This is a genomic window from Pseudidiomarina homiensis, assembly GCF_003987225.1.
Taxonomy (GTDB): domain Bacteria; phylum Pseudomonadota; class Gammaproteobacteria; order Enterobacterales; family Alteromonadaceae; genus Pseudidiomarina; species Pseudidiomarina homiensis.
This window is the reverse complement of the sequence record NZ_PIPX01000001.1, coordinates 725,745-750,033: the sequence shown is the minus strand read 5'-3', so window position 1 is coordinate 750,033 and position 24,289 is coordinate 725,745. Positions and strand designations below refer to the sequence as shown.

The window sequence follows — 24,289 nt, the reverse complement described above, 5'->3', positions numbered from 1 at the left end:
AGAGCTCCTGCTTAAGCGGATTCGCTAAAAAGTTCACGACCAATCAGCATACGGCGAATTTCTGACGTACCAGCACCAATTTCGTAGAGTTTAGCGTCACGCAACAAACGGCCGGTAGGGTACTCATTGATATAACCATTGCCGCCAAGCAACTGAATCGCATCCAACGCTAATTGTGTGGCAAGTTCTGCTGCGTACAGAATCGCACCAGCGGCGTCTTTGCGAGTGGTTTCGCCGCGATCACAGCTTTGCGCTACCGCATACACATAGGCACGCGCCGCGTTGGTACGGGTATACATGTCGGCGACTTTACCTTGGATCAATTGAAATTGCCCAATGCTTTGACCGAATTGTTTGCGATCGTGAATATAAGGTACGACGACGTCTAAACAGGCTTGCATAATACCAATTGGGCCTGCGGCAAGGACGGCGCGCTCATAATCAAGGCCACTCATTAACACTTCTACACCGCCGTCAAGCTCGCCGAGAATGTTCTCAGCTGGTACTTTACAGTCTTCAAATACAAGCTCGCAGGTGTTGGAACCGCGCATGCCCAGTTTATCGAGCTTCTGTGCGGTGCGGAAACCAGGGAAGTCTTTTTCGATAATAAATGCGGTAATGCCGCGCGAATTTTTATCAGGGCTGGTTTTCGCATAAACCACGAGGACATCGGCATCAGGACCATTGGTGATCCACATTTTGTTGCCGTTCAGCACATAGTGATCGCCTTTAAGTTCAGCACGAAGCTTCATGCTCACCACATCTGAACCGGCGTTTGGCTCACTCATGGCAAGGGCACCGACATGTTCACCGGTACAAAGTTTCGGTAGATATTTTTGCTTTTGCGCTTCGTTACCATTGCGGGCAATTTGGTTGACGCAAAGATTCGAATGCGCGCCGTAGCTCAAACCGACTGAGGCCGATGCGCGGCTGATTTCTTCCATCGCGATAACGTGTTCAAGATAGCCAAGGCCAGAACCACCGTATTCTTCTGGTACGGTCATGCCAAGTAGGCCAAGATCGCCAAATTTGCGCCACAAATCAGCCGGAAATTCGTTGCTTTCATCAATTTCTGCTGCCCGCGGAGCGATTTCGTCACGTGCGAATGCATTTACCGTTTCACGGATCATGTCGGCGGTTTCACCGAGCCCAAAATTTAAACTACTGAATTGGCTAATCATAACTACTCCTGGCTAACTTTGGCTGGTTGGGCATTGGCGTCTTGCAATTCGTTTAACTCATCGCGGCAACGCTCTTCTAAATTACCCAATTCCACTAAAATAACTTTAATGTCTTCAAGTTGTTGATGCAGCGACGCACGCTTCTCATCGATCAACTCAAAAATCGTTTGTAACTGACGCGCACTACTGTTTTCCATGTCATACAGATCAAACAAACGCTTCGTTTCGGCGAGTGAAAAGCCGAGGCGCTTGCCACGTAAGATGAGTTTTAAGCGCACACGGTCTTTGTTGGTATAAAGGCGTGTCTGTCCCTGCCGACTTGGTGTCAACAGGCCCTGATCTTCGTAAAAGCGAATACTGCGGGTGGTAATGTCAAATTCCCGTGCCAATTCGCCGATGCTGTAGGTGGTGGTATCGTTCATTTTTGCTTGCATTCGGTAGTGGTAGAGCGTTAAGCTTAAATCAAGTTGACGTTAACGTAAAGGTTAAAAGCGAAGAGCGAAGAGCGATGTTTGCTATTTGCTGTTCGCTGTTTGTTTAAACCTAGAGCGTTTTTTGTTTTTGTTTCAACGAAAAGCGAACGCAGTGAGCGTGCAAACAGCGAATAGCAAACAACGCTTTTCGAATAGCGAACAGCAAACAGCGCTTTCAATGTTTTAAGAGGTATTTATGTCTGATTCTGTGGTGATTGTGGCGGCGAAACGTACGCCAATGGGTGGTTTCCAAGGTAGCTTGAGCGCGGTTGATGCGCCGCACCTTGGTGCCGCAGCGATTAAAGCAGCCGTTGCTGAGAGCGGTCTGCAAGCAAGTGATGTAAACGAAGTCATTATGGGCAACGTGCTACCCGCGGGACTAGGCCAAGCGCCAGCGCGGCAGGCGAGCTTGTATGCGGAGTTACCACAGAGTGCCGGTGCGACGACCATTAATAAGGTTTGTGGCTCAGGTTTGAAGGCGGTGATGTTTGCTCATGATTTACTGCATGTGGGTTCTGCCGACGTTGTTGTTGCTGGTGGTATGGAAAGCATGTCGAATGCTCCGTACTTGCTGAAAAAGGCTCGTGCGGGATTCCGTATGGGGCACGACGCGATTTATGACCACATGATGCTAGATGGCTTGGAAGATGCCTACGAAGGCAAAGCGATGGGGTGTTACGCTCAAGGCACGGCTGACGATTACAAATTGGATCGTGAAGCGATGGATGCGTTTGCAATTGAATCGTTAAATCGTGCGCAAACCGCTATCAAAGACGGTGCGTTTGCTAACGAGATTGTTGATGTGACCTATAGCACGCGCAAGGGCGACGTGACGGTGAGCATTGATGAACAACCGGGTAAGGCGATGCCGGAGAAGATTCCAGGCTTACGTCCTGCTTTTGCCAAAGACGGCACGATTACTGCGGCGAACTCAAGTTCGATTTCGGATGGTGCTGCGGCATTGGTGTTGATGCGTGAAAGTGATGCGCAAGCCCGTGGTTTACAGCCTTTAGCGCGCGTGGTGGGGCATGCAACGCACTCGCAGGCGCCCGCTGAATTTACCGTAGCGCCGATTGGCGCCATGACAAAGTTATTGGAACGCGTCGGCTGGCAAAAAGACGATGTGGATTTGTGGGAGATCAACGAAGCATTTGCCATGGTGACCATGCTCGCGATTCAAGAAATGCAGCTTGATCATGGCAAAGTGAATGTGCACGGCGGTGCTTGCGCTTTAGGTCATCCAATTGGCGCCAGTGGCGCGCGTTTGTTGGTCACCTTGCTGCATGCCCTGAAGCGTCAGGGCAAACAGCGCGGTGTCACGTCGTTGTGTATTGGCGGCGGTGAAGCGGTGGCCGTTGCGGTCGAAATGCTTTAAGCCACAGGTTTGCGGGAGGCAAGGTAAACGGAGCTGGCCAAAATCGCAGCTCCGAGTGCGAGGCGCAGCCAATCGACATCTTGCCCCCAAAAAACGAAGTTCACCAACAGGCCTGCGGGGATCAGCATGTTGTTCATGGTCGCCAGCTGCGCCGTGTTGACGCGCTTCGCCCCTAGGTTCCAAGCCAAGTAACCGAGACCCGAGGCAGCGAGCCCTAACCACAATAAGATTACCCATTGTAAAACGTTTGTGGGCTGCATCTCGACATTGGCAAAGGCGAGCATTGCAAGACCGGTAACGAGGGTAGCGCCGATAAAAAATAAGGCGAAGACATGCACCTGATTGCGAGCGTTACCCAGTGGTAAGCGTTTGTAGAACACTTGCCCAGCGGCAAAACAAAGGTTCGCGCCTTGGATGAGTAGAAAACCGTAAAGGTAACTATCACTTAAGGTGTTAAAGCGAATGACTGCGGCACCAAGTACGGCTAATCCGGCAGCGAGCCACCAACGTAAGGGTAAATGTTTACGTTGGAAAATCACATCGTCAATGAGCGTGACATACAGCGGTGTGAAAATGGTGAAGAGTAGAACTTCGGCGACACTCAAATACAAAAACGCATGGTAGAGCAATAAATACATTACGCCAATTTGAATGGCACCTATACCAGCAAGAGCAAGTTGTTTCGTGAGCGGTAAACGGCGTGGTCGCCAAAGCGGTAAAAATAGCAGCAGGGCTAAGACCATGCGGATAAATACGGCGATATAGCCATCAACGCGACCAGCTAAAAATTCGCCGATGAGCGAAAAGCTGGCGGCCCAAAGTAAAGTGACGGCCCAAAGGATCCACATGGAAAATTGCTCCTATTGTTGTGGTGACGAGGCTTGCGGTTGGTGGCTATCGCGATAGTCACTTGGAGCAACGCCCATGACTTTTTTAAACAGTCGCGAAAAGTAATACGGGTCATCGAAGCCAAGGCTTTGCGCTATCGCACGCACGGTGGCGGTACTGGTATCAAGCTGCCGACAGGCGAGTTTAATTTTGAGCTCATTGAAATAGCGCATTGGCGACGTACCTGTGACGGTTTTGAATTTTTTCGCGAAATGGTAGCGCGACAAGCCAGCAACAGCGGCAAGATCTTCGAGATCTAAATCGCGATGGCTATTGTCTTGCATGAACCGTTCGAGCGCAAGCAGGTCAAAACTATGATACTGCTGGGCTTGCTCGGCTAACTGCGGTAGTTGCGCCAACAGCTGTTGCAACAAGGTGGCAGCGATGACGGCATTATGTCGTTGCCAGCGTTGGTGCTGTAAATTTAGTAGCGTGGTGACGATGGGAAGCAGGTTTTGCCAAGCGCTTAAGGTGAGTACAAACTTGGCCGACTCAGCGGTCGAAGAAAGACCAAGGAAGTCCATGCTTTTAGCTGCGGAGCTTCCGCTATAGTGAGCCCAGTAGATACTCCAAGGATCATCGCTATGGGCTTGATAACGATGCGGAAAACCAGCTGGTAACAATAACAGCTGACCTGCTGAAAGTTCGCCCGTGACATTACCTTGCGGGGTGGTAATACGATAATTACCGCGCCCTTGATGGCAAAAAATGAGTAAGTAATCGGTGTGCTGGTCGCGCTCTACATGATGGCCTTTGGCAGCAATGTAATGACCATAAGCAAGAGGAAAAAGATGGCGGGTCAGCGGGTGCCCAGCTAAGTGCTCGATGAGTTCTAGCGGCATCACCACACGTGAACTACCAGAGGGTAACGGCCAGGCCGAAGGTTGGCTCATAGGCTTGTCATCCGAGAAAAGGTTTAAAATAACAATTTTGTCCATTATAGGGGCAAAATCGTCAATGTTAAAGCGACCCGTTCAATGCTTAAATACGGGTCATTAAAAACAGAACATGAGGTTATTTCCATGACGCAACAGGTCCCCCTTTATATCGATGGCGAATTCGTGCAATCGAAAACTGACAAATGGATTGATGTTACCAATCCAGCAACTCAAGAAGTTATTGCTAAAGCGCCTTGCGCAACGCAAGAAGAAATGGAAGCGGCGGTAGCCAGTGCGAAAAAGGCATTCTTAACTTGGAAAGAAACGCCAGTTTCTGAGCGCGCACGGGTGATGATGCGCTATCAAGCGTTACTAAAAGAGCACCATGATGAAATCGCCGAAATCCTTGCCAGCGAAACCGGTAAGACTTTTGACGATGCGAAAGGCGATGTTTGGCGCGGTATTGAAGTGGTTGAGCATGCGGCGAACATTCCATCGCTGGTAATGGGCGAAACCGTTGAAAACGTAGCCCGCGGTATCGATACCTACAGCTACACGCAGCCGTTGGGTGTGTGCGCCGGTATTACCCCGTTTAACTTTCCTGCCATGATTCCGCTATGGATGTTCCCGCTGGCGATTGCCTGTGGTAACACCTTTATCCTGAAGCCGTCTGAGCAAGATCCACTAACGCCAACACGCTTAGTTGAATTGTTTGAGCAAGCTGGCGCGCCGAAGGGCGTGTTGCAAGTGATTCATGGTGCTAAAGACCAAGTGGACTTTATTCTTGATGAACCAGCGGTTCGCGCGATTTCGTTTGTTGGTTCAGTGCCAGTAGGCCAATACATTTATCGCCGTGGTACCGAGAACATGAAGCGCGTGCAAGCTTTCGCTGGCGCGAAGAACCACTGCGTAATCATGCCTGATGCCAACAAGAGTCAAGTGATCAGCAACTTGGTTGGTGCCTCAGTAGGTGCTGCCGGTCAGCGTTGTATGGCGATTTCAGTGGCGGTATTTGTTGGTGCCGCGAAAGAATGGATCCCAGAGATTGCTGCAGAGTTGAAGAAAGTACGTCCTGGCGCATGGAATGATAAAGACGCGGCCTATGGCCCGTTAATCAGCCCGCAAGCGAAGCAGCGCGTCGAGAACTTTATTAAGCAAGGCCAAGCTGAAGGCGCCAGCTTGCTGGTTGATGGTCGTGACTGCCAAGTTGAAGGCTTCCCGAACGGCAACTGGGTAGGCCCAACCATGTTCAGTGACGTGACAACGGACATGGAAATCTACAAGAACGAAATCTTTGGCCCAGTGCTGTGTGCAACCAGCACCGAAACGCTTGAAGAAGCCATTGCGTTGGTTAATGCAAACCCATACGGTAACGGTACCTCTATCTTTACCGCTAGCGGCGCTGCAGGACGTAAATACCAGCACGAAGTTGAAGTGGGTCAGGTAGGGATCAATATTCCCATTCCGGTACCACTGCCGTTCTTCTCGTTCACCGGTTGGAAAGGCTCGTTCTTTGGCGATTTGCACGCCTACGGTAAGCAAGCAGTACGTTTCTACAGTGAAACCAAAACCATTACTGCACGTTGGTTCGAGAGCGATATCGCCGATGCCAGCGGCCCTAATATGACCATTCACTTGAAGTAAGAGGTGAGGCATGGATTTTAATTTAACGGATGACCAGCAGGCCTTTGTCGATACGGCGAAGGCTTTTGCCGAGAAAGAACTCGCTCCCTATGCGGCAGAGTGGGATGAAACGTCGCACTTTCCGATTGAAGTCTTTAAGAAAGCCGGTGAAATGGGCTTTATGGGCATGTACACCCCAGAAGAAGCGGGTGGTTTCGGCATGAGTCGCCTCGACGCGGCGCTGATTTTTGAACAGCTAGCGATGGGTTGCACCGCAACCACTGCGATGATGACCATTCATAACATGGTGAGCTGGATGATCGGCTCTTTCGCACAGCCAGAAGTGATTGAGCAGTGGGTACCAGAGTTGGTGACCGGCGAAAAGCTTGGTTCCTACTGTCTGACTGAGCCAGGTTCAGGTTCTGACGCTGCAAGTCTGCGTACTACCGCGAAGAAAGAAGGCGATGAGTACGTTATCAATGGCTCGAAAATGTTTATCTCAGGTGCCGGTAGTACTGACGTACTAGTAGTGATGGCCCGTACCGGCGAAGCTGGTCCTAAAGGCATTTCGGCCTTTGTGGTACCTGCCGACGCAGCGGGTATTAGCTACGGCAAAAAAGAAGATAAGATGGGCTGGAATGCGCAACCAACGCGCTTGGTGACCTTTGAAGACGTACGCATTCCTGCGGCGAATTTACTCGGCGCCGAAGGTGAAGGTTTTAAATTTGCCATGATGGGCCTTGACGGCGGTCGGATTAACATCGCGGTATGTTCGGTAGGTACGGCGCAAGCAGCACTCGAAACTGCGCGCAACTACATGTTGGAACGTACCCAGTTCGGCAAAGAAATCGGCCAGTTCCAAGCCTTACAGTTTAAGCTTGCAGATATGGCCACTGAACTTGTGGCAGCTCGTCAGATGGTGCGTTTAGCGGCCTTTAAAGTCGATAACAACGACGCTGATAAAACCACTTATTGTGCGATGGCGAAGCGTTTTGCCACTGATGTAGGTTTCCAAGTGTGTAACGAAGCACTGCAAATCCATGGTGGTTACGGTTACATCAAAGAATACCCACTTGAGCGCCATGTGCGTGACGTACGTGTACACCAGATTTTGGAAGGTACCAACGAAATCATGCGGGTTATCATTGGTCGTCGCCTGTTGGCTGACATCGACCGTGCCATTCTGTAAGCATTGTTTCAGTAGCTAGGGAGTTTGCATGAGCGTAGTGCAATTTGAAGAACGCACAACCGAGAGCGGCAAACGTATTGGTATTGCACGCTTAAATTCAGAAAAGTCACTGAACGCCTTAAGCCTCGACATGATCCAACTGCTGCAACCGCAGTTGGATGCTTGGGCAGGCGACGATGACATTGCTTGTGTTTGGCTTGAAGGTGCCGGCGAAAAGGCCTTTTGTGCAGGTGGCGACATTGTTGCCATGTACAAAGCGATGAAAGAGCAACCCGGTGAGCTCGTCGATGAAGTGGCCGATTTTTTTGGTCAAGAGTATCGCCTCGATTACACCATTCATAGCTTTCCAAAGCCCTTTATTGTTTGGGGCGATGGCATTGTTATGGGTGGCGGCATGGGCCTAATGAATGGTGCCAGTCATCGTGTGGTGACCGAAACCTCATTGTTGGCCATGCCGGAAATCACCATCGGCTTGTACCCTGATGTCGGAGCTACGCACTTTTTGAACAGCATGCCAGAAGGCTGTGGTTTGTTCTTAGGTCTGACCGGTGCACATATGAACGCCACTGATGCTTTGTTTTTGAAGTTGGCCGATCATTTTGTTGCGCGCGAACATAGAGAACAGGTTTTAGAAGCGTTGGCAGCGGTGCAGTGGGGCGAAACACAGAGCTTGAACCAGCAAAAAGTCACCGACGTCTTGAGTCAAGTAGGTGAACATGACAGTAAACTGCGTCCAGCAGGGCAAGTCGAACAGCACCATGCTTTGATCAAAGAGTTGACGGGCGGTGCTGACATTGAATCAGTGGTTGCCGCTATCACTGCAGTTGAGAGCGACGATAAGTGGCTCAGCCGGGCCGCCAAAACCTTAGCGCAAGGTTGCCCGATGACGGCTCACATTGTCTGGAACCAACTGCACCTTGGTAAAGATCTACAGTTAGCAGATTGCTTCCGCTTAGAACTGACCTTGTCGGTGAAGTGCGCCACGCGTGGTGATTTTGCCGAGGGTATTCGCGCGCTATTGATTGATAAAGATAAACAACCCAAGTGGCAACATGCCAACGTCGGTGAAGTCGATGCTGAAGAAGTTGATGCATTTTTCACTTCACCTTGGGCACAAGAACAACATCCTTTGGCGGACCTAGGTCGTTAACTTAGCTCGCTAACTCGAGCAGAGAAAAGGGGAAGAACAATGGCAAAAGTTGGATTTATTGGATTGGGCAACATGGGCGGCCCGATGGCTGCTAACCTTGTTAAAGCCGGTCATCAGGTAACGGTCTTCGATTTATCAGACGCAGCTTTAGCGCAAGCGCGCGAGGCAGGGTGCGGCGTTGCCGAGCAGTTGGTAGACGTGGCCGAAAATGCCGATTTCGTGATCTCGATGCTACCTGCTGACCACCATGTTGAAGCCGTGTATTTGGGCGAACAGGGCCTGCAGCACAAGTTAAGTAAGCGCACTTTAGTCATCGATTGCAGCACTATCAGTGCAGAAACTGCACGTAAATTGAGTGCTGAGCTCGCGCCCCATGGTATTCGCTTTATTGATGCGCCAGTGTCAGGCGGTGTCGGTGGTGCGAAAGCAGGTACCTTGACCTTTATTTGTGGCGGCGACGAGAGTGCCGTGGACGAAGCGCGCAATGTCCTCAACGGCATGGGCAAGAATGTCTTTCGTGCGGGCGATGCCGGTGCCGGACAAGTTGCTAAGATCTGCAACAACATGCTGTTGTCGGTATTAATGGCGGGAACGTCTGAAGCACTACAACTCGGTATTGCTCATGGTCTTGATCCGAAAGTATTGTCAGAAATCATGTTACAAAGCTCAGGTCGCAATTGGACCCTTGAAGTGTACAACCCGTGCCCTGGCGTGATGGACGGCGTACCATCAAGCAACGATTATCAAGGTGGCTTTTTGGTTGACCTGATGGCAAAGGATTTAGGCTTAGCACAACAAGCTGCGCTGCGTTGTGGTGCGAGCACGCCAATGGGCTCACTGACGCTGAACCTTTATCGTAGTTGGGCGCAACTTGGTCATGGTCGAGAAGACTTTTCGAGCATTTTCAAGTATGTTACGCCACAAATGAAGAAGTAGGAGTATTCGATGGAATTAGCAAAAAGCACGATTGTTATCACTGGTGGCGCCCAAGGGCTAGGCCGCGCTATGGCTGAGCATTTTGCCGCTGCAGGTGCAGCGTTAGCACTGATCGACATGAATCAAGAAACCTTGAGTGAAGCCGAGCAGATTTGCCAAGACAAGGGCGCTAAGCAAGTCAAAGGCTATGTGGCCAATGTCACTGATGAAGCGGCCGTGGAAGCTGTTTTTGATAGTATCGTTGCTGACTTTGGTGGCATTAATGTATTAATCAACAACGCAGGTATCTTGCGCGACGGCATGCTCATCAAATGCAAAGACGGCGAGATCACGCACAAGATGCCATTGCAGCAATTCCAATCAGTGCTCGACGTTAACCTTACCGGGAGCTTTTTGTGTGGTCGCGAAGCCTCGGCGCATATGGCAAAAGCAGGCAACGGTGGCGTCATCATTAATATTTCCAGTGTCGCTCGGGCCGGTAATATTGGCCAAACCAACTATGCCGCGACCAAAGCTGGTGTGGTCGCTATGACCGTGACTTGGGCGCGTGAGTTGGGCCGTTTCGGTATCCGTTGTGGCGCGATTGCACCGGGCTTTATTGAAACGCCAATGACTGCAGCGATGAAGCCTGAAGCTATCGAACGTGCGTTAAGCATGGTGCCACTGCGTCGTTGGGGCCAGCCGGACGAGATTGCGCATAGTGCACGTTACATCATTGAAAATGACTTTTTCAGTGGTCGTGTGATAGAAATAGACGGAGGCGTCCGACTCTAACCGGAAGATAATGAGAAAATTACCCCCATTAAATGCACTAAAAGCTTTTGAAGCTGCAGCGCGGCACCTGAGTTTTACCCGCGCTGCAGACGAACTTTTTGTTACGCAAGCTGCTGTTAGTCATCAAGTGAAAGGGCTCGAGGAGTTTTTGGGGGTAAAGCTCTTTATCCGCCGTAACCGCTCACTGCTCTTGACCCCCGAAGGGCAGACCTACTTTCTTGAACTTAAAGAAATCTTTGATCATCTCGTACAAGCGACCGAACGCTTGAAGAGCGCCTCGGAGCGAGGCTCGCTGACTATCAGTCTGCCACCGAGCTTTGCTATCTTGTGGTTTGTGCCACGGTTAAGTCGCTTCCGCGAAGCTTATCCAGAAATTGACGTACGTATCCGGGCGGTAGATGAAGTAGATGGTTCATTAACCGACGATGTTGATGTTGCGATTTACTACGGTGCGGGTAAGTGGCCCGGACTAAAAGCCTATAAGTTACACAACGAATATTTGCTGCCAGTGTGCTCACCCTTGCTGTTGAACGGCCCTAAACCTTTGCGCGAGCCTAAGGATTTACTTGATCACACCTTGTTGCATGACGAAACGCGCAATGCATGGAAAGATTGGTTCAAGCTCGTAGGGATTGATAAAAACAAAGGCGACAATGGTCCCGTGTTTAGCCATTCGAACTTAGCACTTAAAGCCGCTGTGCATGGGCAAGGCATTGCTTTGGCAAATAATGTTTTGGTGAAGCCTGAAATTGATGCCGGTCATCTCATCCAATTGTTCCCCGAAGTGTTGCCACGCGAGAAATCTTTTTATCTGGTTTGTCGTGACTCTCAGTCAGAAATAGGTAAAATCGCCACCTTTCGCAACTGGCTGTTGAAAGTGGTTGAAGAGGAAGAGGATGCCTATGAGTGATGCACAACGCGTGGCCATACATCGTGATAACCCTGATGGCAAGGTGCGAGTGTTGTTTGCTCATGGCGCGGGAGCCGGCTTACAAAGCGACTTTATGCAGTACTTTGCCTTGGGTTTGGCGTTGCACGATGTTGATATTGTGCGCTTCAACTTCCCTTATTGGCAGAAGTTTATGGACTCGGGTGTACGACGCCCACCGAATCCAATGCCGCAGTTGGAACATTGCATGCAGACTGTTGCCGCCCAATTTGACGACCATAAGCCGCTATTTGTGATGGGAAAGTCGATGGGCGCACGTGTTGCCTTTCGGATTGCGGATAGCGTGGGGGCAAAGGGAGCGATTGGCCTTGGTTACCCGTTCCATCCGTTAGGAAAACCCGACAAGTTGCGCCTTGATGATTTGCATAACCACTGCGCTCACAACCTTATTTTACAGGGTGAGCGTGACGGTTTTGGCAAGCCCGCGGAAGTGGCAGAATACAGCTTACCAGCGAATGTAGCGGTACACTGGCTCGCCCATGGTGATCACAGCTTTGAACCTACCAAGCGCAGCGGCGTTGAACGTCGTGAAGTTTGGCAAACAGCGATTGACCGCGTTTGTGCCTTTATTGCACAAAACGCCTGAACCTTAAGCAAAGGACGAACAATTTAATGAGTGGAATTATTGCCTATTGCCGTCCTGGCTTTGAGAGCGATTGTGCGGCGGAACTCCAAGAGAAAACCGGATTACTCGGCAGTTATGGCTATTGTCAGACGCAAGCGCAACAGGGCTATGTGATCTATCGTTGTGCGGCGGAAGAAGCCGAGCATTTAGCGAAAAAGCTAGTACTTAATGAGCTGATTTTTACCCGTCAATTCATTGCCATTCTCGCCGAAGTGAAAGACTTACCTAGTCAAGACCGTGTATCCGCGTTGCAGCTCGCCTTGCTTGATGATACGGTGCAAGAAAACTTTGCGGGCGTGAAACCTGCGGGCTCCCTGCGCGTTGAAACGCCTGACACCAACGTTGGCAAAGAACTTTCCAAATTTTGTCGGAAGTTTACCGTGCCATTACGTCAAGGCTTACGCCAAGCGGGGTGGATGACTGCCAAGGAAAGTGATCGGCGACCGACGTTGCATGCGTTTTTTATCAGTAATAGTGAAGTGGTGCTCGGCTTTTCGTATAGTTTTAACCAATCACCTTGGCTCATGGGCATTCCGCGTTTGCGCATGCCTGGCGATGCACCAAGTCGCTCAACGTTGAAGCTCGACGAGGCATTTCAAGTTTTTGTTCCGGCGCACGAGCGTGAAGAGCGGGTCTCCTCAGGCATGAATGCTGTTGACCTTGGCGCCGCACCAGGCGGCTGGACCTATCAACTCGTGCGTCGCGGAATGATGGTGCAAGCGGTCGATAACGGTCCCATGGCGGAAACGCTGATGGATACAGGTCAGGTAAAACACATTCAAGAAGATGGTTTTAAATTTCGACCGAAAAAGAAGAATGTCACTTGGTTGGTCTGCGATATGGTTGAAAAACCTGCGCGCGTTGGTGAGTTGATGACGGACTGGTTACTTGAAGGGGACTGTAAGGAAGCTATTTTTAACCTGAAATTACCGATGAAACGTCGTTACGCGGCAGTCGCTGAGTATCTTCAGCACATCAAAGACACCTTACAAGAGCATGGTCGCGGTAAGTTTGAATTACAGGCGAAACAGCTCTATCACGATCGTGAAGAGATCACCGTCCACATTCGTTGGTTATAGCTGTTTCGTTTAGAACTCTTGATAATCTTCGTAAGCATCGGCGCCCCAAGCGATAAGTGAACCGTTTTTAAACAGTAACGGTGTGCATTCGTCGCGGGTGGTGATGCCATCGGACTTCACGTGGTGTGTGCGGTAGAACAGAATGAGCAATTCCTCGCCACCATTGGTAGCCTTGGCTTCACTAATATCTGGCGAACCTAGCAAGCGAATCACCTCTTCTTTAGGGATCCCTAAGTCAAGACGACCAATTTGCTTTAGGTTAAAAGTTTCGCGCTCTTGCCAACTCATATTGTCAGGGTCGGCTTGATAGACAGCGAGAATAAGCGCAGTTATCCCAAGGTAGATAACAAACCCGATTAAAATGATTTTCATCATTTTTGACATAACTGCGCCTCGCTGATGCTTAATCCGTAATAACTCGATAACAAGGATGATAGACCGAACCAGGTAGTTTCATCCGCCCTTGTTCGACGAATGCCTGCAACAACACGTCGAGCTTCCGCATCATCTCTTTTTCGCCGTGAATTTCAAACACGCCATTAGCACGAATGGCTCGAATACCTTCATCTTTGACGTTACCTGCAACGATAGCCGAGAAGGCACGACGCAAGTCAGCGGCAAGCAGCTGAGGCTCTTGTTCACGGTGCAAGTTCAAATTTGCCACGTTTTCGTGAGTGGGTGCAAATGGCCGTTGGAACGGCTCATCAATGTGCAGGGTCCAGTTGAAGCAATAGGAGTCACCGGTTTCGCGACGATATTCTTTCACGTCGTGGGTGGCATTGCACATGTGACGCGCCACCGCTACAGGATCATCAATAATGATGGTGTAGAGTTTGCGCGCTTCTTCGCCCAACGTGGCGACGACAAAGTCGTCAATCGCTTCAAAGTAACCTTTGCTACTCGCTGGCCCAGTCAATACGAGAGGGAAGACCTGTTTGTCGTTGGCTGGGTGCATTAAAATGCCGAGAATATAAAGCAATTCTTCTGCAGTACCAGCACCACCAGGGAAGATCACGATACCATGGGCACAGCGTACAAACGCTTCTAAGCGCTTTTCGATATCTGGCATGATCACCAGCTCGTTGACGATAGGATTCGGCGGCTCTGCGGCAATGATGCCCGGTTCAGTAAAACCTAAGTAGCGACCGTCGGCGATACGCTGTTTGGCATGACCGATGGTGGCACCTTTCATTGGACCTTTCATAGCACCAGGGCCACAGCCTGTGCAGATATTAAGCGCACGTAGACCTAAGTGATAGCCAACTTCTTTGGTGTACTTGTACTCGATTTCATTGATCGAGTGACCACCCCAACAGACAATCATATTAGGTTCTAAGTTAGGTTGAACCACTTGGGCATTGCGCAAAATATCGAAGACCACATGGGTAAGTGTGTGGGTATCTGCACTATCTAAGGTTTGCGCGTTGTACCGTTCACCGGTAAAAAGAATGTCGCGCAAGACTGCTTCGACTAACTCTTGCATACCCGCGATGAGCTTGCCATCAACAAAGGCTTCTTCAGGAGGGTTGACCAGTTCAAGTTGGACACCACGTTCACACTTGATGACATTAACGTCAAAGTCTTCGTATTTATTAAAAATTTCTTCACTACTGTCGGTGTTACTTCCGGCATTCAGCACAGCTAAGCAACAATTGCGAAAAAGTCGATAGAGTTGTTCGTCACTGGATTGTTGTAAACGGTCAATTTCCAATTGTGAGAGCAGGCTCATGCTGCCCCGTGGAGAAATAGTAATTCTCATTCTGTTGTCGTTCCTTCTTTATCTTCTTATGCTTACTGACGACTCAATCTGTTCATGTTCGGAGCCGCCTCAAAGTTCGAGCGGAATGGATTGATGTCCAGTCCGCCTCGGCGCGTGTACCGCGCATAGACGCTCAGCTGTTCAATAACTAAGCGTTGGCTAAGATCCATGAAAATACGTTCGACGCATTGTTCATGGAACTCGTTATGGTTGCGAAACGAAACAATATAGCGCAGCAAACTGGCGTGGTCGATGGCTTGCCCGCGATAATGAATAAAAAGCGATCCCCAATCAGGCTGGTTGGTGATCAAACAGTTCGATTTCAATAAGTCAGTGTAGAGCGTTTCCGTGACATGTTCATGACTTGCCGGTTGTAATAGCTCAGGATTGTAATCGTAACAATCAATACTGACGCCGGTGTCGTCGATCGAGGTGGCATGCCAATGACCAATCTGATGCTGTTCCGCATGTAAGGGATGCAAGTGCACCGTTACCGGAGCACCAGCACACTCAGTTAAGTCACGACTTAAAGTTTGTTGAACGTCTTCCCAGTTTTCCCAACGACTGGCATTGAAGCTGTTTAAATACAGCTTGAATGATTTCGATTCAATTAAATTCGGGCTATCGGCAGGGACTTCAAAGTAGCCAATCGCCACCTGTGGTAAGCCGTTTTGCTGTAACCACGACAGTTCGTACCCCGTCCAATAATCGGTACCTTTAAAAGGTAAAGCTGCACCTGCCAAAATACCTATCGGCGTACGATTCAGTTGCCGTGGCACTGCCTGCAGCAGGCTTGCATCATAACGTTCAGGATAAGCGGTGGCTTGGCCCAAGTTAAGGTGGGCGAGGGGGTGTTCAGCAGAACTGTGCTTCATTGCAATCGTATACCTTGTTAAACTGCGTGTTTCGTATCCGGCTTGTCGTTCAGCCAGTCGGACATTGTACCGCCAGCACAACCTAGATGCTAGTTTGTGTGCTGACTCTTTACGCGAGAGCTATTCATGACGATCACTGCAGCATTAGACGATCTTATTCAACGTTATCAACAAGCTTACCAAGACGCTGATGTCGCCTTGGTCACCGAAGCCAATGACGAATGGCAAGCACCTATCTATTTAGGCGCTGTACGCAATGATGACACGGTGCGTTGGCAACCCGTACGGCAAGCTGAAGCACTTGACTTTACTGATCTCATGAATGCGCTCGAAGAACCCTTCCATGAGGACTTTAAAGCCTATTTTTCGCGTTGGTATAGTGCCGATTTAGCCGTGTTGTGGCAGCAACATCCGCTATGGCTTTTACACATGCATTGCGCCGAAGATGCCGAGCGTATGTTGGCGAACCAAGCTGGGCATGTTCTGATGAAACGGCGTTTGAAACAACCGATTACACTGTTCTTAGGCTTAGCGGAAGAGTCCGAAGATTTGCTCATTACCTTAGATAATGCAACGGGTGCCGTGGGTTTGGAGTTCGTTGGTAAGCCACATCATGAAATCTTAGCTGAGAGCTTAGCGGACTTTTTAAGTGAATCTACTCCGAGAGTGGTAGAAAACCCAACGGGGATGGGCTAATTTGTAAGCACTAGATTGCCAACATAAGTTGAGCACAACTTGGGTAAGGGTGCATAAAATGACAACAACAGCTACCGCTATAGAACTCCAAGGTGAACTGCGCTATTTAGTGGCGGAAGACCTAAAATACGCAGCTTCATTGCTGTATCTCGCTTATCATGACGACGAGTTGCTTATGTCGTTGTTTCAGGCCGAAAAAGTAGATTATGAAAAACGCCTGCGAGCTGCCATTCGTGAAGAGTTACATGCGTTTTGGGAAGCCGATCAGCCGATGATTGGATTGTTTGATGGCGACAGTCTGCTTGGTGTGGTTTGTCTCACCGAGCCTGGGAAAAGCTTTGGGCCAGGCCGCTACTGGCATTGGCGTTTGAAGATGCTGCTTACCGCCGGCTATGTAAGCACCAAGCAATTGGTTGAAAAAGAAGAAATTATCCAAACTGCGATCGCTCAGGAGCTGGGCTTAGAGAATTACCATATGTTGGCGTTCATAGCGGTAAATCCACGTTATCAGCAGCAAGGTTGGGGTGATATGTTAGTGCGCGCGGCGCAACAGGCACTCGAAGATGCCCCGCAATCACAAGGTATCGCTGTACTTATTACGCAGCCACACCATGAAAACCTGTTTGCAACCCATGGTTTTAAGCGAGTGAATACGTTACAGATTGGTGCCGTAAGTGGTGAGCTTTTTTTTGCTCCCGCAACAACAACTGAGGTGGCACATGGCTAAAACATTTCATTCGTTTCGCGAATTTTACCCGTATTACCTAGCGGAACACAGTGACCCGCGTTGTCGTGCCACGCACTATATTGGCAGTACCTTGGTGTTGTTGATTATTGCCGCGGCGATCGTTTTTCAGCAGTGGCTTTGGTTGCTGTGGATCCCCGTCGCAGGTTATGGCTTTGCTTGGATCGGCCATTTCTTTTTTGAGCATAATAAACCCGCCACGTTTAAACACCCTTGGTATTCCTTGTTGGGCGACTGGGTGATGTACGCTGAATTCTGGGCGCGCTTATTCCGAGGCGGAAAGTCTCAATCGTCTGGTAAGCGATAGACTGGAGTATCGACTTTTTGTAGGCGCAAATTGAGCATGGTGATTTCCCCTTCGTACCGATGTTCACGGTCGCTGCTAAAGGCAAATTGGTAGCGACTTAACCACCCCCAATGACGGCCTGATCGGGTGAATTTTCCCCCTTGCCAAGCAATATCGAGAAACTGCAGTTGGTGTTGTTGGCAATAGCGCTGAGCATGCCCACGGGCGAGCTCAGCTTGGCGCCGTCCTTGCCAAAACAACAAAGCAATAAAGCCAACCGCGATCAGTACGATCGCATCACTTAGCATGTGTAGCTCCACTAATAAAACCTTGCCATGCCTGACGAATCGGCTGAGCTAAGTCATCGCGTTGCAAGGTCACAAGCAGGTGAGGCCGCAACATCGGCAGGCGCAAGAGGTCAGTGACCAATGCGGCAAAAATCTTGTTATCATGCTGGGCAAGTGCCGTGAGCAATAGTTCTAGCTTCAGATGAGGTGTGTACAACGGGTCAAAAGCTTGCCACAAACGGGCGCAACAGATGACACATTCGTCAACACTGGCGTTGGCAAGCACTTGCTGAACAGCCTGTTGAACTGCTTCGGTAGTAGCGCTGCCAGCGAGGCTTCGCAGTAGATCAGCGCGAACCTCTCCTGTTTGGAGGTTAGCGACTTTGGTTGCTAAAGCAGTAACCAACGAACTAGGCAATTGTTGGTGTTCGAGCGCTATGGCGGCGGCTTGCCGCAAGGGCGCAGGATAACTGTCAAAGTGTTCAATAAGCGCGGTTTGGGTGGCCGGTAATTCCGCCAACCGTGCCGCGACATCATGTAACCCCTGCACGCCAACTTGCTGCCAATGTTCAGGTTGCGCAAGTGCGGTCTGCGCCAACTCGAAATGAACTGAGGGCGGCCGCTGCCAACGCAAACTGAGTTGCGCATGGAGCGCGGCACGCTTTTCTTCCGCTGGCGTAAACAAATAAGGACTTTGTTGGAGTTGTTGCTCTTGTTCCTCGGTTAAGGCATGAGTGATTTGCTGACCAAGCAAAGTGATCACCGAGGTAAGGTATTCCTGCACAGCTGCCTGTTCGAGCAGTCCGCGCTCATCAAGCGGAAACTTCAGAAACCATAAAAACGGCTCTTGCTCTGGTTTGCTCTGCTGTGGCCAGAAAATTAACGCGAAACACGCGTGCCCTTGAACTGGGTAAGGATAGGGCGCTTGTTGGCGCTCTATGGCATTGAATTCAGTGGTATGAATCGCTTGTACACGGCGGCCAAGGTCATAACAAAGGTAGTCACTTTGACTTTCACGTAATAATTGCGAGAGGGTAGAAATGCTCATTGGACTTGCATCACAGGACATTTTGCTGAAAGATGTGCGCCATTATAACGATTAAATGGTCGTGGAGGTAGTGATGGACCAACGACAACGTGCAGCACGTTTACTCGAACGCCTTGAAGCAGAGTTAAATTGCTTAGGATTATGGCAAAACGATTGTCCCGCGCCGCATGAGCTGCAAAGCAGCGAGCCGTTTGCGGTTGATAAACTCGATTTTCATCAGTGGTTGCAGTTTATCATGCTGCCGCGCATGTGGGATATGATCGATGGTGAACATCCGTTGCCGCAGAATATTGCAGTAAGTCCCATGGCAGCTCATGTGTATCGTCATGAATTGGAAAACCATGAAGGTTTGATCACGATTCTACGTGAATTTGATGTCGTACTCAGCGGTGCCGATCCACTCGCCGAAGATGTCTGATTTAAATGTTGTTTTTGAAGACGAGCATTTAATTGTCATCGACAAGCCGAGTGGTCTTTTAGTCCATCGTAGTTGGTTGGCCAAGGATGCGCGTGAATTCGCGTTGCAAAAGCTACGCGATCAAATCGGTCAACATGTTTTTCCCGCTCACCGCTTAGACCGTCCTACTTCTGGTCTGCTGCTGTTTGCCAAAGCTGCGGACACGGCTCGAGCATTAACGGCTGAGTTTACTGAACGGCGGGTTGAAAAGCGTTACCATGCCGTGGTTCGCGGCTATCTTGCTGACGGTGTTTTGGATTACCCGTTGCGTGAGGAGCTGGATAAAATTGCTGATAAATTTGCAGATCAAGATAAAGCCGCGCAGCCTGCCGTAACGGTTTATCGTTGTTTGCGTCAAGTCGAGTTGCCCTACGCCGTCAGCAAAAAACATCAAACGAGTCGTTATTCATTAATGGAATTACGGCCCCAGACTGGGCGTAAACATCAACTACGGCGGCACATGGCGCATTTGCGCCATCCGATTGTAGGCGATACGCATCATGGTGACGGTCGCCACAATAAGTTCTTTCGTGAGCATTTTGGCTGTCATCGACTACTGCTTGCCGCGACTGGACTTACTTTTCAGCACCCTCACACAAAACAGGCAGTTGCGTTACAACTGCCTGTTCCGCAAGATTTTTTATGTGCATTTAATGCCGTAGATGCACTTGATCAACGTTTACTCGGCGGCGCGTAGCAATTCGTTGATACCTACTTTCGCGCGCGTTTTTTCGTCGACTTTCTTCACGATGATTGCCGCATAGAGGCTGTAACTGCCGTCTGCACTTGGTAGTGTTCCAGGCACTACAACAGCACCAGCGGGGACGCGGCCGTAATGGATTTCACCGGTTTCGCGGTCATAAATACGAGTACTTTGACCAATGTAAACGCCCATCGAGATCACCGCGCCTCGCTCGACGATAACGCCTTCGACGATTTCTGAACGGGCACCAATGAAGCAGTTGTCTTCAATGATGGTGGGGTTTGCTTGTAAGGGTTCTAACACACCACCAATGCCCACACCGCCAGATAAATGAACATTTTTGCCAATTTGCGCGCAAGAACCAACGGTTGCCCAAGTGTCGACCATGGTACCTTCGTCAACAAATGCGCCAATATTCACGTAGGACGGCATCAAGACAACATTGCGGCCGATAAAGGCGCCTTTACGTACCATCGCTGGCGGTACCACACGCATTCCCTCGGCGCGGAAACGGGCATCATCGTAACCAATGAATTTACTGTCAACTTTGTCGAAAAAGCGGGTTTCACCGCCATTCATTAGATGGTTATCATTGATTCGGAATGACAAGAGCACTGCTTTCTTAAGCCATTCATTGACCACCCATTGACCATCTTGAGGTTCTGCCACACGCAGCTCGCCTTGGTCGATCGCTTCGATGACCTGTTCCAGATCCTTGCGCAATTGCGCAGGTACCTGCTTGGGAGAAAGCTCATTACGGTTATCAAAGGCGCTTTCAATACGGCCCTTTAAGTCATTCATGGGGATTCCTTAATTATGATCGAGTGTGGCAATAATCTGTTTACGCAATTGTATGCGTTGTTGTTCGTCTAATGCGGTATTTGCTTCAGTCGCAACAATAAATAAGTCTTCGGCTTGTTCGCCAACGGTGGATATTTTCGCGGTTAGAATATTCAAATCAAGCTCTTGTAATACGCGGGCGACTTGGGCGACGAGTCCAGGGCGATCAAGCGCCGTTAACTCAAAGGCGGTACGTCGCGCATTACGTGAAGGCACGAACTCGACTTTGGTCTGCACCTGAAAACTCCGTAAGCGCCGTGGTAATCGCCGTTGCGTATTCGGCGCTGCGGCTCGGCCGCGCAGCACATCATGTAGCTCTTGCTTCAAGGCTTCGATGCGGCGTGCATCGGTCAATGGTTCCCCGTCTTCCTGTAAGACGACGAAGGTGTCCATAACAAAGCCGTCACGGGTAGCAAGGATCTGGGCATCATGAATGCTTAAATTTTGGTGATCCAGTACTGCCGCAACTTCGGCAAACAAATGTTCATGTTCAAGGTGATAAATAAAGAGCTCGGTAGTGCCTTGGCGGTTCTCATCGCCAACCAAAATAAGAGGTAACAGGTCATCGTCACTCACATTCAAGATGTATTGTGAGTGCCAAGCTATCTGTTCAGGTTGATGGCGTAAAAAGTAATCCGCAGTGAAGCGCGACCAAAGTTCCTGTATTTCTTGTACCTCAAAACCGGCGCTCAATAAAAGCGCCATGGCATGTTGTTGATGCTGGTGGATGCGTTGCCGCATTTCTCGCTGTGGTGAAGGCTGTTGTTGTTCAAGGTAGCGTTGGGTCGCTAAATACAAGTTTTCCAGCAACGTCGCTTTCCAGTTATTCCACAGACTGCTGTTGGTGGCGCGGATATCGGCAACGGTGAGGCAGTAAAGGTAGTCGAGTCGTTGTTGATTGCCTACTTTGTTGGCAAATTCTTCAATGACCTCGGGGTCATGGATGTCGCGTTTTTGCGCAGTGACTGACATATATAAGTGCTGCCGCACTAGCCACGCAACTAAATCGGTATCTGCTTCATCAAGTCCGTGTTGTAAGCCAAAATTTCGTGCGTCATGTTCGCCTAGCTCGGAATGATCACCACCGCGGCCCTTGGCAATGTCATGAAAAATCCCGGCTAGGTAGAGGAGTTCTGGTTTAGCCATTGAAGCGATGATTTTGGCACAAAGCGGAAACTCTTCTTCAGCTTCCGGGCCGTTATAGCGATACAAATTACGCACTAAACGATAGGTGTGTTCGTCGACAGTGTAGGCATGAAACAAGTCAAATTGCATCTGTCCGACGATTTGCGCCCATTGTGGTAAATAATGGGCCAAAATCTTGTGTTTGTGCATAAGTTTGAAGGCTAAGCCACAACCACGTGGATGGCGCAGCAGTTGCATGAAACGCTCGCGACATTCGGGGATATCGCTTAACGGGTGCGTAAGTTCGCGCCTTGCGTTGCGTAACAAGCGAATGGTGTGCGCGCGCACATAACGAATCTCGGAATGCTCGGCGATCGCTAAGAAAAAATCGAGTAGGGCGCGCGGGTTTTGGAACACTTCATCGTGTTGTGCAGCGATACTCTCGCCAAGCACCTTAAACTGGTCATCGATGGCGTAGCGTTGCAAATCTTTTGCGTCGCTGAGTATCGTTTGCGCAAAAAACTGCAATAACATGTCATTCAGCTCGCTGACGCCGACCATTGCGTTAAAGAAGTCCTTCATCATGGCTTCAACAGCGGCTTTGCCAGATTCGTTATAGCCTAACCGAGCGGCCACCGCGGGTTGGTAATCGAAGAGTAAGCGATCTTCTTTTTTATCGGCTTCGAGATGCAGCGCAAAGCGGATCCGCCACAAGAACTCTTGTGATTCGCGCAATTCGAGCAGTTCTGCGGCACTGATAAAGTTATATTGCACCAAACTCTCATCACTCTGGGTGTGGAAGTGGCGCTTGGCGATCCAGCCAATGGTTTGAATATCACGTAAGCCGCCGGGGCTGCTTTTGATATTCGGCTCAAGGTTATAAGCCGTGCCGTGGTAGTGCAGGTGACGCTGGTTTTGCTCGTCGAGTTTGGCGTGATAGAACTGATCACTGCTCCACGGAAACTCAGTGTGCAAAAACTGTCGCAACGCATGTTCTTGGTCGGCATCGCCAACAATAAACCGTTGCTCGAGCATGCTCGTCGCGACACTGGCATCAGCTTTGGCTTCACGGGCGCAATCTTCAATGGTGCGGACACTGTGGCCAACGTCCAAGCGCAAATCCCAAAGCAGCTGAATGTAATGACGAATGCGTTCTTCGGTAGTAGGCGTTAAATCACCTTGAAAAAGAAACAGCAAATCAATATCAGAATGGGGGTGTAAAGTGCCACGACCGTAACCGCCGACGGCGATAAGTGCGAGTCCCTGTTCAGGGAGAGCAAGTTGTTGCCACAAGTGTTGCAGCAGTTCATCAATAAATGCGGCGCGGTCCGTTAACAAACTCTCGATGTCGGCTGTGACAAAAGCTTCAGCCGACCAATCTTGGTAGCGTGTTAAACAGTCACGCCCGGCCGTCACCGTAATCGGATCAGGCCAAGCAATGTCAGCGACTGAACGCTTCATTAGCATTAAGAGGCGGCAGCGTGCTCGATGACACGCGGAAGGTCTTCGTCACTACGCAAGGTTAAAACTTCAACCCCAGTTTCAGTGACCAGTAAAGTATGTTCCCACTGAGCACTCAGGCTCCGATCTTTGGTCAGCACGGTCCAACCGTCACGCAGCAATTTTGTGTGGCGTTTACCGGCGTTAACCATAGGCTCAATGGTGAAACACATTCCTGCTTCAAGCACATCGCCGGTGCCTGCTGTGCCGTAATGGAGTATTTGCGGTTCTTCATGAAAAACAGCACCAATACCGTGACCGCAGTACTCGCGGACAATGGAATAACCGTGTTGCTCGGCGTGCTGTTGAATGACTGCCGCAAAATCGCCGGTACGCAGGCCAGGCCGCACCATCTTAATAGCTTTGTAAAGTGACTCCTGCGTAACGCGAATGAGTCGTTCAGCAAGAATGCTGGGCTTGCCAACCACGAACATCTTCGATGTATCGCCGTGGTAACCGTCAAGCTTCACGGTGACATCAAGGTTGAGAATGTCGCCGTCCTTCAGTGGCTTCTCATTCGGAATGCCGTGGCAAACCACATGATTCAAAGAAGTGCATACGGACTTCGGGAAACCATGATAATTAAGCGGCGCCGGATAAGCATTGTGCGCAATGATGTAATCGTGACAAATTTTGTCGAGCTCTTCAGTGGTGACGCCCGCCTTAATGTGTGGCTCAATCATTTCCAGCACACTAGCTGCAAGTTTACCTGCCGCGCGCATCTTTTCGATTTCATCAGGCGTTTTAATGCTAATACTCATGCCTCGTCCTATCTATTAATAAGAACCTGTGGTTCGTCGTCATTGAATGGCGCAAAGGATAGCATTTAGGGGCGCTGCGGGGAAGTC

The 24,289-nt window shown here is 49.9% G+C and carries 26 protein-coding genes; 14 read left to right on the top strand and 12 right to left on the bottom strand.

Features of this window, described 5'->3' with window-relative positions; all coding sequences use genetic code 11:
* Positions 1 to 11: 11 nt before the first annotated feature.
* Together CWI70_RS03550 and CWI70_RS03545 are read right to left on the bottom strand one after the other, a co-directional pair.
* Positions 12 to 1,181 (bottom strand): isovaleryl-CoA dehydrogenase, encoded by a 1,170-nt coding sequence (locus CWI70_RS03550; protein WP_126770629.1) that lies wholly within the window; start codon positions 1,179 to 1,181, stop codon positions 12 to 14.
* A gap of 2 nt (positions 1,182 to 1,183) precedes the next feature.
* Entirely contained in the window at positions 1,184 to 1,603 is a 420-nt protein-coding gene (locus CWI70_RS03545; protein ID WP_126770627.1) for a MerR family transcriptional regulator, read from the bottom strand.
* A gap of 247 nt (positions 1,604 to 1,850) precedes the next feature.
* On the opposite strand from CWI70_RS03545, the gene CWI70_RS03540 reads away from it, so the two are divergent.
* The gene (locus CWI70_RS03540; RefSeq protein ID WP_126770625.1) at positions 1,851 to 3,029 is read left to right on the top strand and encodes an acetyl-CoA C-acyltransferase; all 1,179 of its coding nucleotides are present in this window, start codon (positions 1,851 to 1,853) and stop codon (positions 3,027 to 3,029) included.
* Here the strand turns inward: CWI70_RS03540 and CWI70_RS03535 are convergent.
* The gene (locus tag CWI70_RS03535) at positions 3,026 to 3,877 is read right to left on the bottom strand and encodes an EamA family transporter (protein ID WP_126770623.1); all 852 of its coding nucleotides are present in this window, start codon (positions 3,875 to 3,877) and stop codon (positions 3,026 to 3,028) included. The two genes, CWI70_RS03540 and CWI70_RS03535, sit on opposite strands and share 4 nt — an antisense overlap.
* 12 nt (positions 3,878 to 3,889) lie before the next feature.
* Positions 3,890 to 4,810 (bottom strand): AraC family transcriptional regulator, encoded by a 921-nt coding sequence (locus CWI70_RS03530; protein ID WP_126770621.1) that lies wholly within the window; start codon positions 4,808 to 4,810, stop codon positions 3,890 to 3,892.
* A 129-nt stretch (positions 4,811 to 4,939) separates the two neighbouring features.
* On the opposite strand from CWI70_RS03530, the gene CWI70_RS03525 reads away from it, so the two are divergent.
* The 8 genes from CWI70_RS03525 to rlmM are packed head-to-tail and all read left to right on the top strand — an operon-like array spanning position 4,940 to position 13,120.
* On the top strand, positions 4,940 to 6,439 hold the full coding sequence (locus CWI70_RS03525) for a CoA-acylating methylmalonate-semialdehyde dehydrogenase (protein WP_126770620.1): 1,500 nt from the start codon (positions 4,940 to 4,942) through the stop codon (positions 6,437 to 6,439).
* 10 nt (positions 6,440 to 6,449) lie between these two features.
* Positions 6,450 to 7,607: an acyl-CoA dehydrogenase family protein gene (locus tag CWI70_RS03520; protein WP_126770618.1), complete on the top strand. Its 1,158-nt coding sequence runs from the start codon at positions 6,450 to 6,452 to the stop codon at positions 7,605 to 7,607.
* 28 nt (positions 7,608 to 7,635) lie between these two features.
* Positions 7,636 to 8,757: an enoyl-CoA hydratase/isomerase family protein gene (locus CWI70_RS03515; RefSeq protein WP_126770616.1), complete on the top strand. Its 1,122-nt coding sequence runs from the start codon at positions 7,636 to 7,638 to the stop codon at positions 8,755 to 8,757.
* Between the two features lie 39 nt (positions 8,758 to 8,796).
* Entirely contained in the window at positions 8,797 to 9,693 is an 897-nt protein-coding gene (gene mmsB, locus CWI70_RS03510) for a 3-hydroxyisobutyrate dehydrogenase (RefSeq protein WP_126770614.1), read from the top strand.
* A 9-nt stretch (positions 9,694 to 9,702) separates the two neighbouring features.
* The gene (locus CWI70_RS03505; protein WP_126770612.1) at positions 9,703 to 10,467 is read left to right on the top strand and encodes an SDR family oxidoreductase; all 765 of its coding nucleotides are present in this window, start codon (positions 9,703 to 9,705) and stop codon (positions 10,465 to 10,467) included.
* Positions 10,468 to 10,474: 7 nt separating this feature from the next.
* On the top strand, positions 10,475 to 11,377 hold the full coding sequence (locus CWI70_RS03500) for a transcriptional regulator GcvA (RefSeq protein ID WP_198677674.1): 903 nt from the start codon (positions 10,475 to 10,477) through the stop codon (positions 11,375 to 11,377).
* Entirely contained in the window at positions 11,370 to 12,002 is a 633-nt protein-coding gene (locus tag CWI70_RS03495) for an alpha/beta family hydrolase (RefSeq protein WP_126770608.1), read from the top strand. The genes CWI70_RS03500 and CWI70_RS03495 overlap by 8 nt, the downstream gene beginning before the upstream one ends.
* Positions 12,003 to 12,028: 26 nt before the next feature.
* Complete coding sequence (rlmM, locus tag CWI70_RS03490) at positions 12,029 to 13,120, top strand: 23S rRNA (cytidine(2498)-2'-O)-methyltransferase RlmM (protein ID WP_126770607.1); 1,092 nt, start codon at positions 12,029 to 12,031, stop codon at positions 13,118 to 13,120.
* A gap of 9 nt (positions 13,121 to 13,129) precedes the next feature.
* On the opposite strand, the gene CWI70_RS03485 is transcribed toward rlmM, so the two are convergent.
* From CWI70_RS03485 to queF, 3 genes are read right to left on the bottom strand one after another with little or no spacing between them, the layout of a single operon-like run.
* Positions 13,130 to 13,504 (bottom strand): DUF3192 domain-containing protein, encoded by a 375-nt coding sequence (locus CWI70_RS03485; protein WP_126770605.1) that lies wholly within the window; start codon positions 13,502 to 13,504, stop codon positions 13,130 to 13,132.
* A 19-nt stretch (positions 13,505 to 13,523) separates the two neighbouring features.
* A complete protein-coding gene (gene ppnN, locus CWI70_RS03480; RefSeq protein WP_126770603.1) occupies positions 13,524 to 14,879 on the bottom strand; it encodes a nucleotide 5'-monophosphate nucleosidase PpnN in 1,356 nt (451 codons plus the stop codon).
* A gap of 32 nt (positions 14,880 to 14,911) precedes the next feature.
* Positions 14,912 to 15,754 (bottom strand): NADPH-dependent 7-cyano-7-deazaguanine reductase QueF, encoded by an 843-nt coding sequence (queF, locus tag CWI70_RS03475; protein WP_126770601.1) that lies wholly within the window; start codon positions 15,752 to 15,754, stop codon positions 14,912 to 14,914.
* A 126-nt stretch (positions 15,755 to 15,880) separates the two neighbouring features.
* On the opposite strand from queF, the gene CWI70_RS03470 reads away from it, so the two are divergent.
* From CWI70_RS03470 to CWI70_RS03460, 3 genes are read left to right on the top strand one after another with little or no spacing between them, the layout of a single operon-like run.
* Positions 15,881 to 16,450, top strand: coding sequence for a SecY-interacting protein Syd (locus CWI70_RS03470; protein ID WP_126770599.1), 570 nt, complete (start codon positions 15,881 to 15,883; stop codon positions 16,448 to 16,450).
* Positions 16,451 to 16,508: 58 nt separating this feature from the next.
* A complete protein-coding gene (locus tag CWI70_RS03465; RefSeq protein ID WP_126770597.1) occupies positions 16,509 to 17,177 on the top strand; it encodes a GNAT family N-acetyltransferase in 669 nt (222 codons plus the stop codon).
* Positions 17,170 to 17,502: an Mpo1-like protein gene (locus CWI70_RS03460; RefSeq protein WP_126770595.1), complete on the top strand. Its 333-nt coding sequence runs from the start codon at positions 17,170 to 17,172 to the stop codon at positions 17,500 to 17,502. Before CWI70_RS03465 ends, CWI70_RS03460 begins: the two co-directional genes overlap by 8 nt.
* On the opposite strand, the gene CWI70_RS03455 is transcribed toward CWI70_RS03460, so the two are convergent.
* Both CWI70_RS03455 and CWI70_RS03450 read right to left on the bottom strand, forming a co-directional pair.
* A complete protein-coding gene (locus CWI70_RS03455) occupies positions 17,481 to 17,789 on the bottom strand; it encodes a DUF3301 domain-containing protein (protein ID WP_126770594.1) in 309 nt (102 codons plus the stop codon). The two genes, CWI70_RS03460 and CWI70_RS03455, sit on opposite strands and share 22 nt — an antisense overlap.
* Entirely contained in the window at positions 17,779 to 18,816 is a 1,038-nt protein-coding gene (locus tag CWI70_RS03450) for a DUF3549 family protein (RefSeq protein ID WP_157980857.1), read from the bottom strand. Before CWI70_RS03450 ends, CWI70_RS03455 begins: the two co-directional genes overlap by 11 nt.
* 73 nt (positions 18,817 to 18,889) lie before the next feature.
* Here CWI70_RS03450 and CWI70_RS03445 point away from each other — a divergent pair, with 73 nt between their 5' ends.
* Together CWI70_RS03445 and truC are read left to right on the top strand one after the other, a co-directional pair.
* On the top strand, positions 18,890 to 19,234 hold the full coding sequence (locus CWI70_RS03445; RefSeq protein WP_126770590.1) for a YqcC family protein: 345 nt from the start codon (positions 18,890 to 18,892) through the stop codon (positions 19,232 to 19,234).
* Positions 19,191 to 19,970 (top strand): tRNA pseudouridine(65) synthase TruC, encoded by a 780-nt coding sequence (truC, locus tag CWI70_RS03440; RefSeq protein WP_420849335.1) that lies wholly within the window; start codon positions 19,191 to 19,193, stop codon positions 19,968 to 19,970. The genes CWI70_RS03445 and truC overlap by 44 nt, the downstream gene beginning before the upstream one ends.
* Here the strand turns inward: truC and dapD are convergent.
* Genes dapD through map form a run of 3 tightly spaced genes read right to left on the bottom strand, consistent with a single transcriptional unit; the run spans position 19,953 to position 24,202 of the window.
* Complete coding sequence (gene dapD / locus CWI70_RS03435; RefSeq protein WP_126770586.1) at positions 19,953 to 20,777, bottom strand: 2,3,4,5-tetrahydropyridine-2,6-dicarboxylate N-succinyltransferase; 825 nt, start codon at positions 20,775 to 20,777, stop codon at positions 19,953 to 19,955. The two genes, truC and dapD, sit on opposite strands and share 18 nt — an antisense overlap.
* 9 nt (positions 20,778 to 20,786) lie before the next feature.
* Positions 20,787 to 23,408 (bottom strand): [protein-PII] uridylyltransferase, encoded by a 2,622-nt coding sequence (gene glnD / locus CWI70_RS03430; RefSeq protein ID WP_126770584.1) that lies wholly within the window; start codon positions 23,406 to 23,408, stop codon positions 20,787 to 20,789.
* Positions 23,408 to 24,202, bottom strand: coding sequence for a type I methionyl aminopeptidase (map, locus tag CWI70_RS03425; RefSeq protein ID WP_126770582.1), 795 nt, complete (start codon positions 24,200 to 24,202; stop codon positions 23,408 to 23,410). Before map ends, glnD begins: the two co-directional genes overlap by 1 nt.
* Positions 24,203 to 24,289 lie beyond the last annotated feature (87 nt).

Coding starts and splice junctions, on each gene's coding strand:
- CWI70_RS03550 (WP_126770629.1), bottom strand. CDS start 1,181: ATGATTAGCCAATTCAGTAGTTTAAATTTTGGGCTCGGTGAAACCGCC.
- ppnN (WP_126770603.1), bottom strand. CDS start 14,879: ATGAGAATTACTATTTCTCCACGGGGCAGCATGAGCCTGCTCTCACAA.
- queF (WP_126770601.1), bottom strand. CDS start 15,754: ATGAAGCACAGTTCTGCTGAACACCCCCTCGCCCACCTTAACTTGGGC.
- rlmM (WP_126770607.1), top strand. CDS start 12,029: ATGAGTGGAATTATTGCCTATTGCCGTCCTGGCTTTGAGAGCGATTGT.
- CWI70_RS03545 (WP_126770627.1), bottom strand. CDS start 1,603: ATGAACGATACCACCACCTACAGCATCGGCGAATTGGCACGGGAATTT.
- CWI70_RS03470 (WP_126770599.1), top strand. CDS start 15,881: ATGACGATCACTGCAGCATTAGACGATCTTATTCAACGTTATCAACAA.
- CWI70_RS03450 (WP_157980857.1), bottom strand. CDS start 18,816: ATGAGCATTTCTACCCTCTCGCAATTATTACGTGAAAGTCAAAGTGAC.
- CWI70_RS03540 (WP_126770625.1), top strand. CDS start 1,851: ATGTCTGATTCTGTGGTGATTGTGGCGGCGAAACGTACGCCAATGGGT.
- CWI70_RS03505 (WP_126770612.1), top strand. CDS start 9,703: ATGGAATTAGCAAAAAGCACGATTGTTATCACTGGTGGCGCCCAAGGG.
- mmsB (WP_126770614.1), top strand. CDS start 8,797: ATGGCAAAAGTTGGATTTATTGGATTGGGCAACATGGGCGGCCCGATG.
- CWI70_RS03465 (WP_126770597.1), top strand. CDS start 16,509: ATGACAACAACAGCTACCGCTATAGAACTCCAAGGTGAACTGCGCTAT.
- CWI70_RS03530 (WP_126770621.1), bottom strand. CDS start 4,810: ATGAGCCAACCTTCGGCCTGGCCGTTACCCTCTGGTAGTTCACGTGTG.
- map (WP_126770582.1), bottom strand. CDS start 24,202: ATGAGTATTAGCATTAAAACGCCTGATGAAATCGAAAAGATGCGCGCG.
- CWI70_RS03495 (WP_126770608.1), top strand. CDS start 11,370: ATGAGTGATGCACAACGCGTGGCCATACATCGTGATAACCCTGATGGC.
- CWI70_RS03455 (WP_126770594.1), bottom strand. CDS start 17,789: ATGCTAAGTGATGCGATCGTACTGATCGCGGTTGGCTTTATTGCTTTG.
- CWI70_RS03535 (WP_126770623.1), bottom strand. CDS start 3,877: ATGTGGATCCTTTGGGCCGTCACTTTACTTTGGGCCGCCAGCTTTTCG.
- CWI70_RS03445 (WP_126770590.1), top strand. CDS start 18,890: ATGGACCAACGACAACGTGCAGCACGTTTACTCGAACGCCTTGAAGCA.
- CWI70_RS03520 (WP_126770618.1), top strand. CDS start 6,450: ATGGATTTTAATTTAACGGATGACCAGCAGGCCTTTGTCGATACGGCG.
- dapD (WP_126770586.1), bottom strand. CDS start 20,777: ATGAATGACTTAAAGGGCCGTATTGAAAGCGCCTTTGATAACCGTAAT.
- CWI70_RS03515 (WP_126770616.1), top strand. CDS start 7,636: ATGAGCGTAGTGCAATTTGAAGAACGCACAACCGAGAGCGGCAAACGT.
- CWI70_RS03460 (WP_126770595.1), top strand. CDS start 17,170: ATGGCTAAAACATTTCATTCGTTTCGCGAATTTTACCCGTATTACCTA.
- CWI70_RS03485 (WP_126770605.1), bottom strand. CDS start 13,504: ATGTCAAAAATGATGAAAATCATTTTAATCGGGTTTGTTATCTACCTT.
- CWI70_RS03525 (WP_126770620.1), top strand. CDS start 4,940: ATGACGCAACAGGTCCCCCTTTATATCGATGGCGAATTCGTGCAATCG.
- glnD (WP_126770584.1), bottom strand. CDS start 23,408: ATGCTAATGAAGCGTTCAGTCGCTGACATTGCTTGGCCTGATCCGATT.
- truC (WP_420849335.1), top strand. CDS start 19,191: ATGTCGTACTCAGCGGTGCCGATCCACTCGCCGAAGATGTCTGATTTA.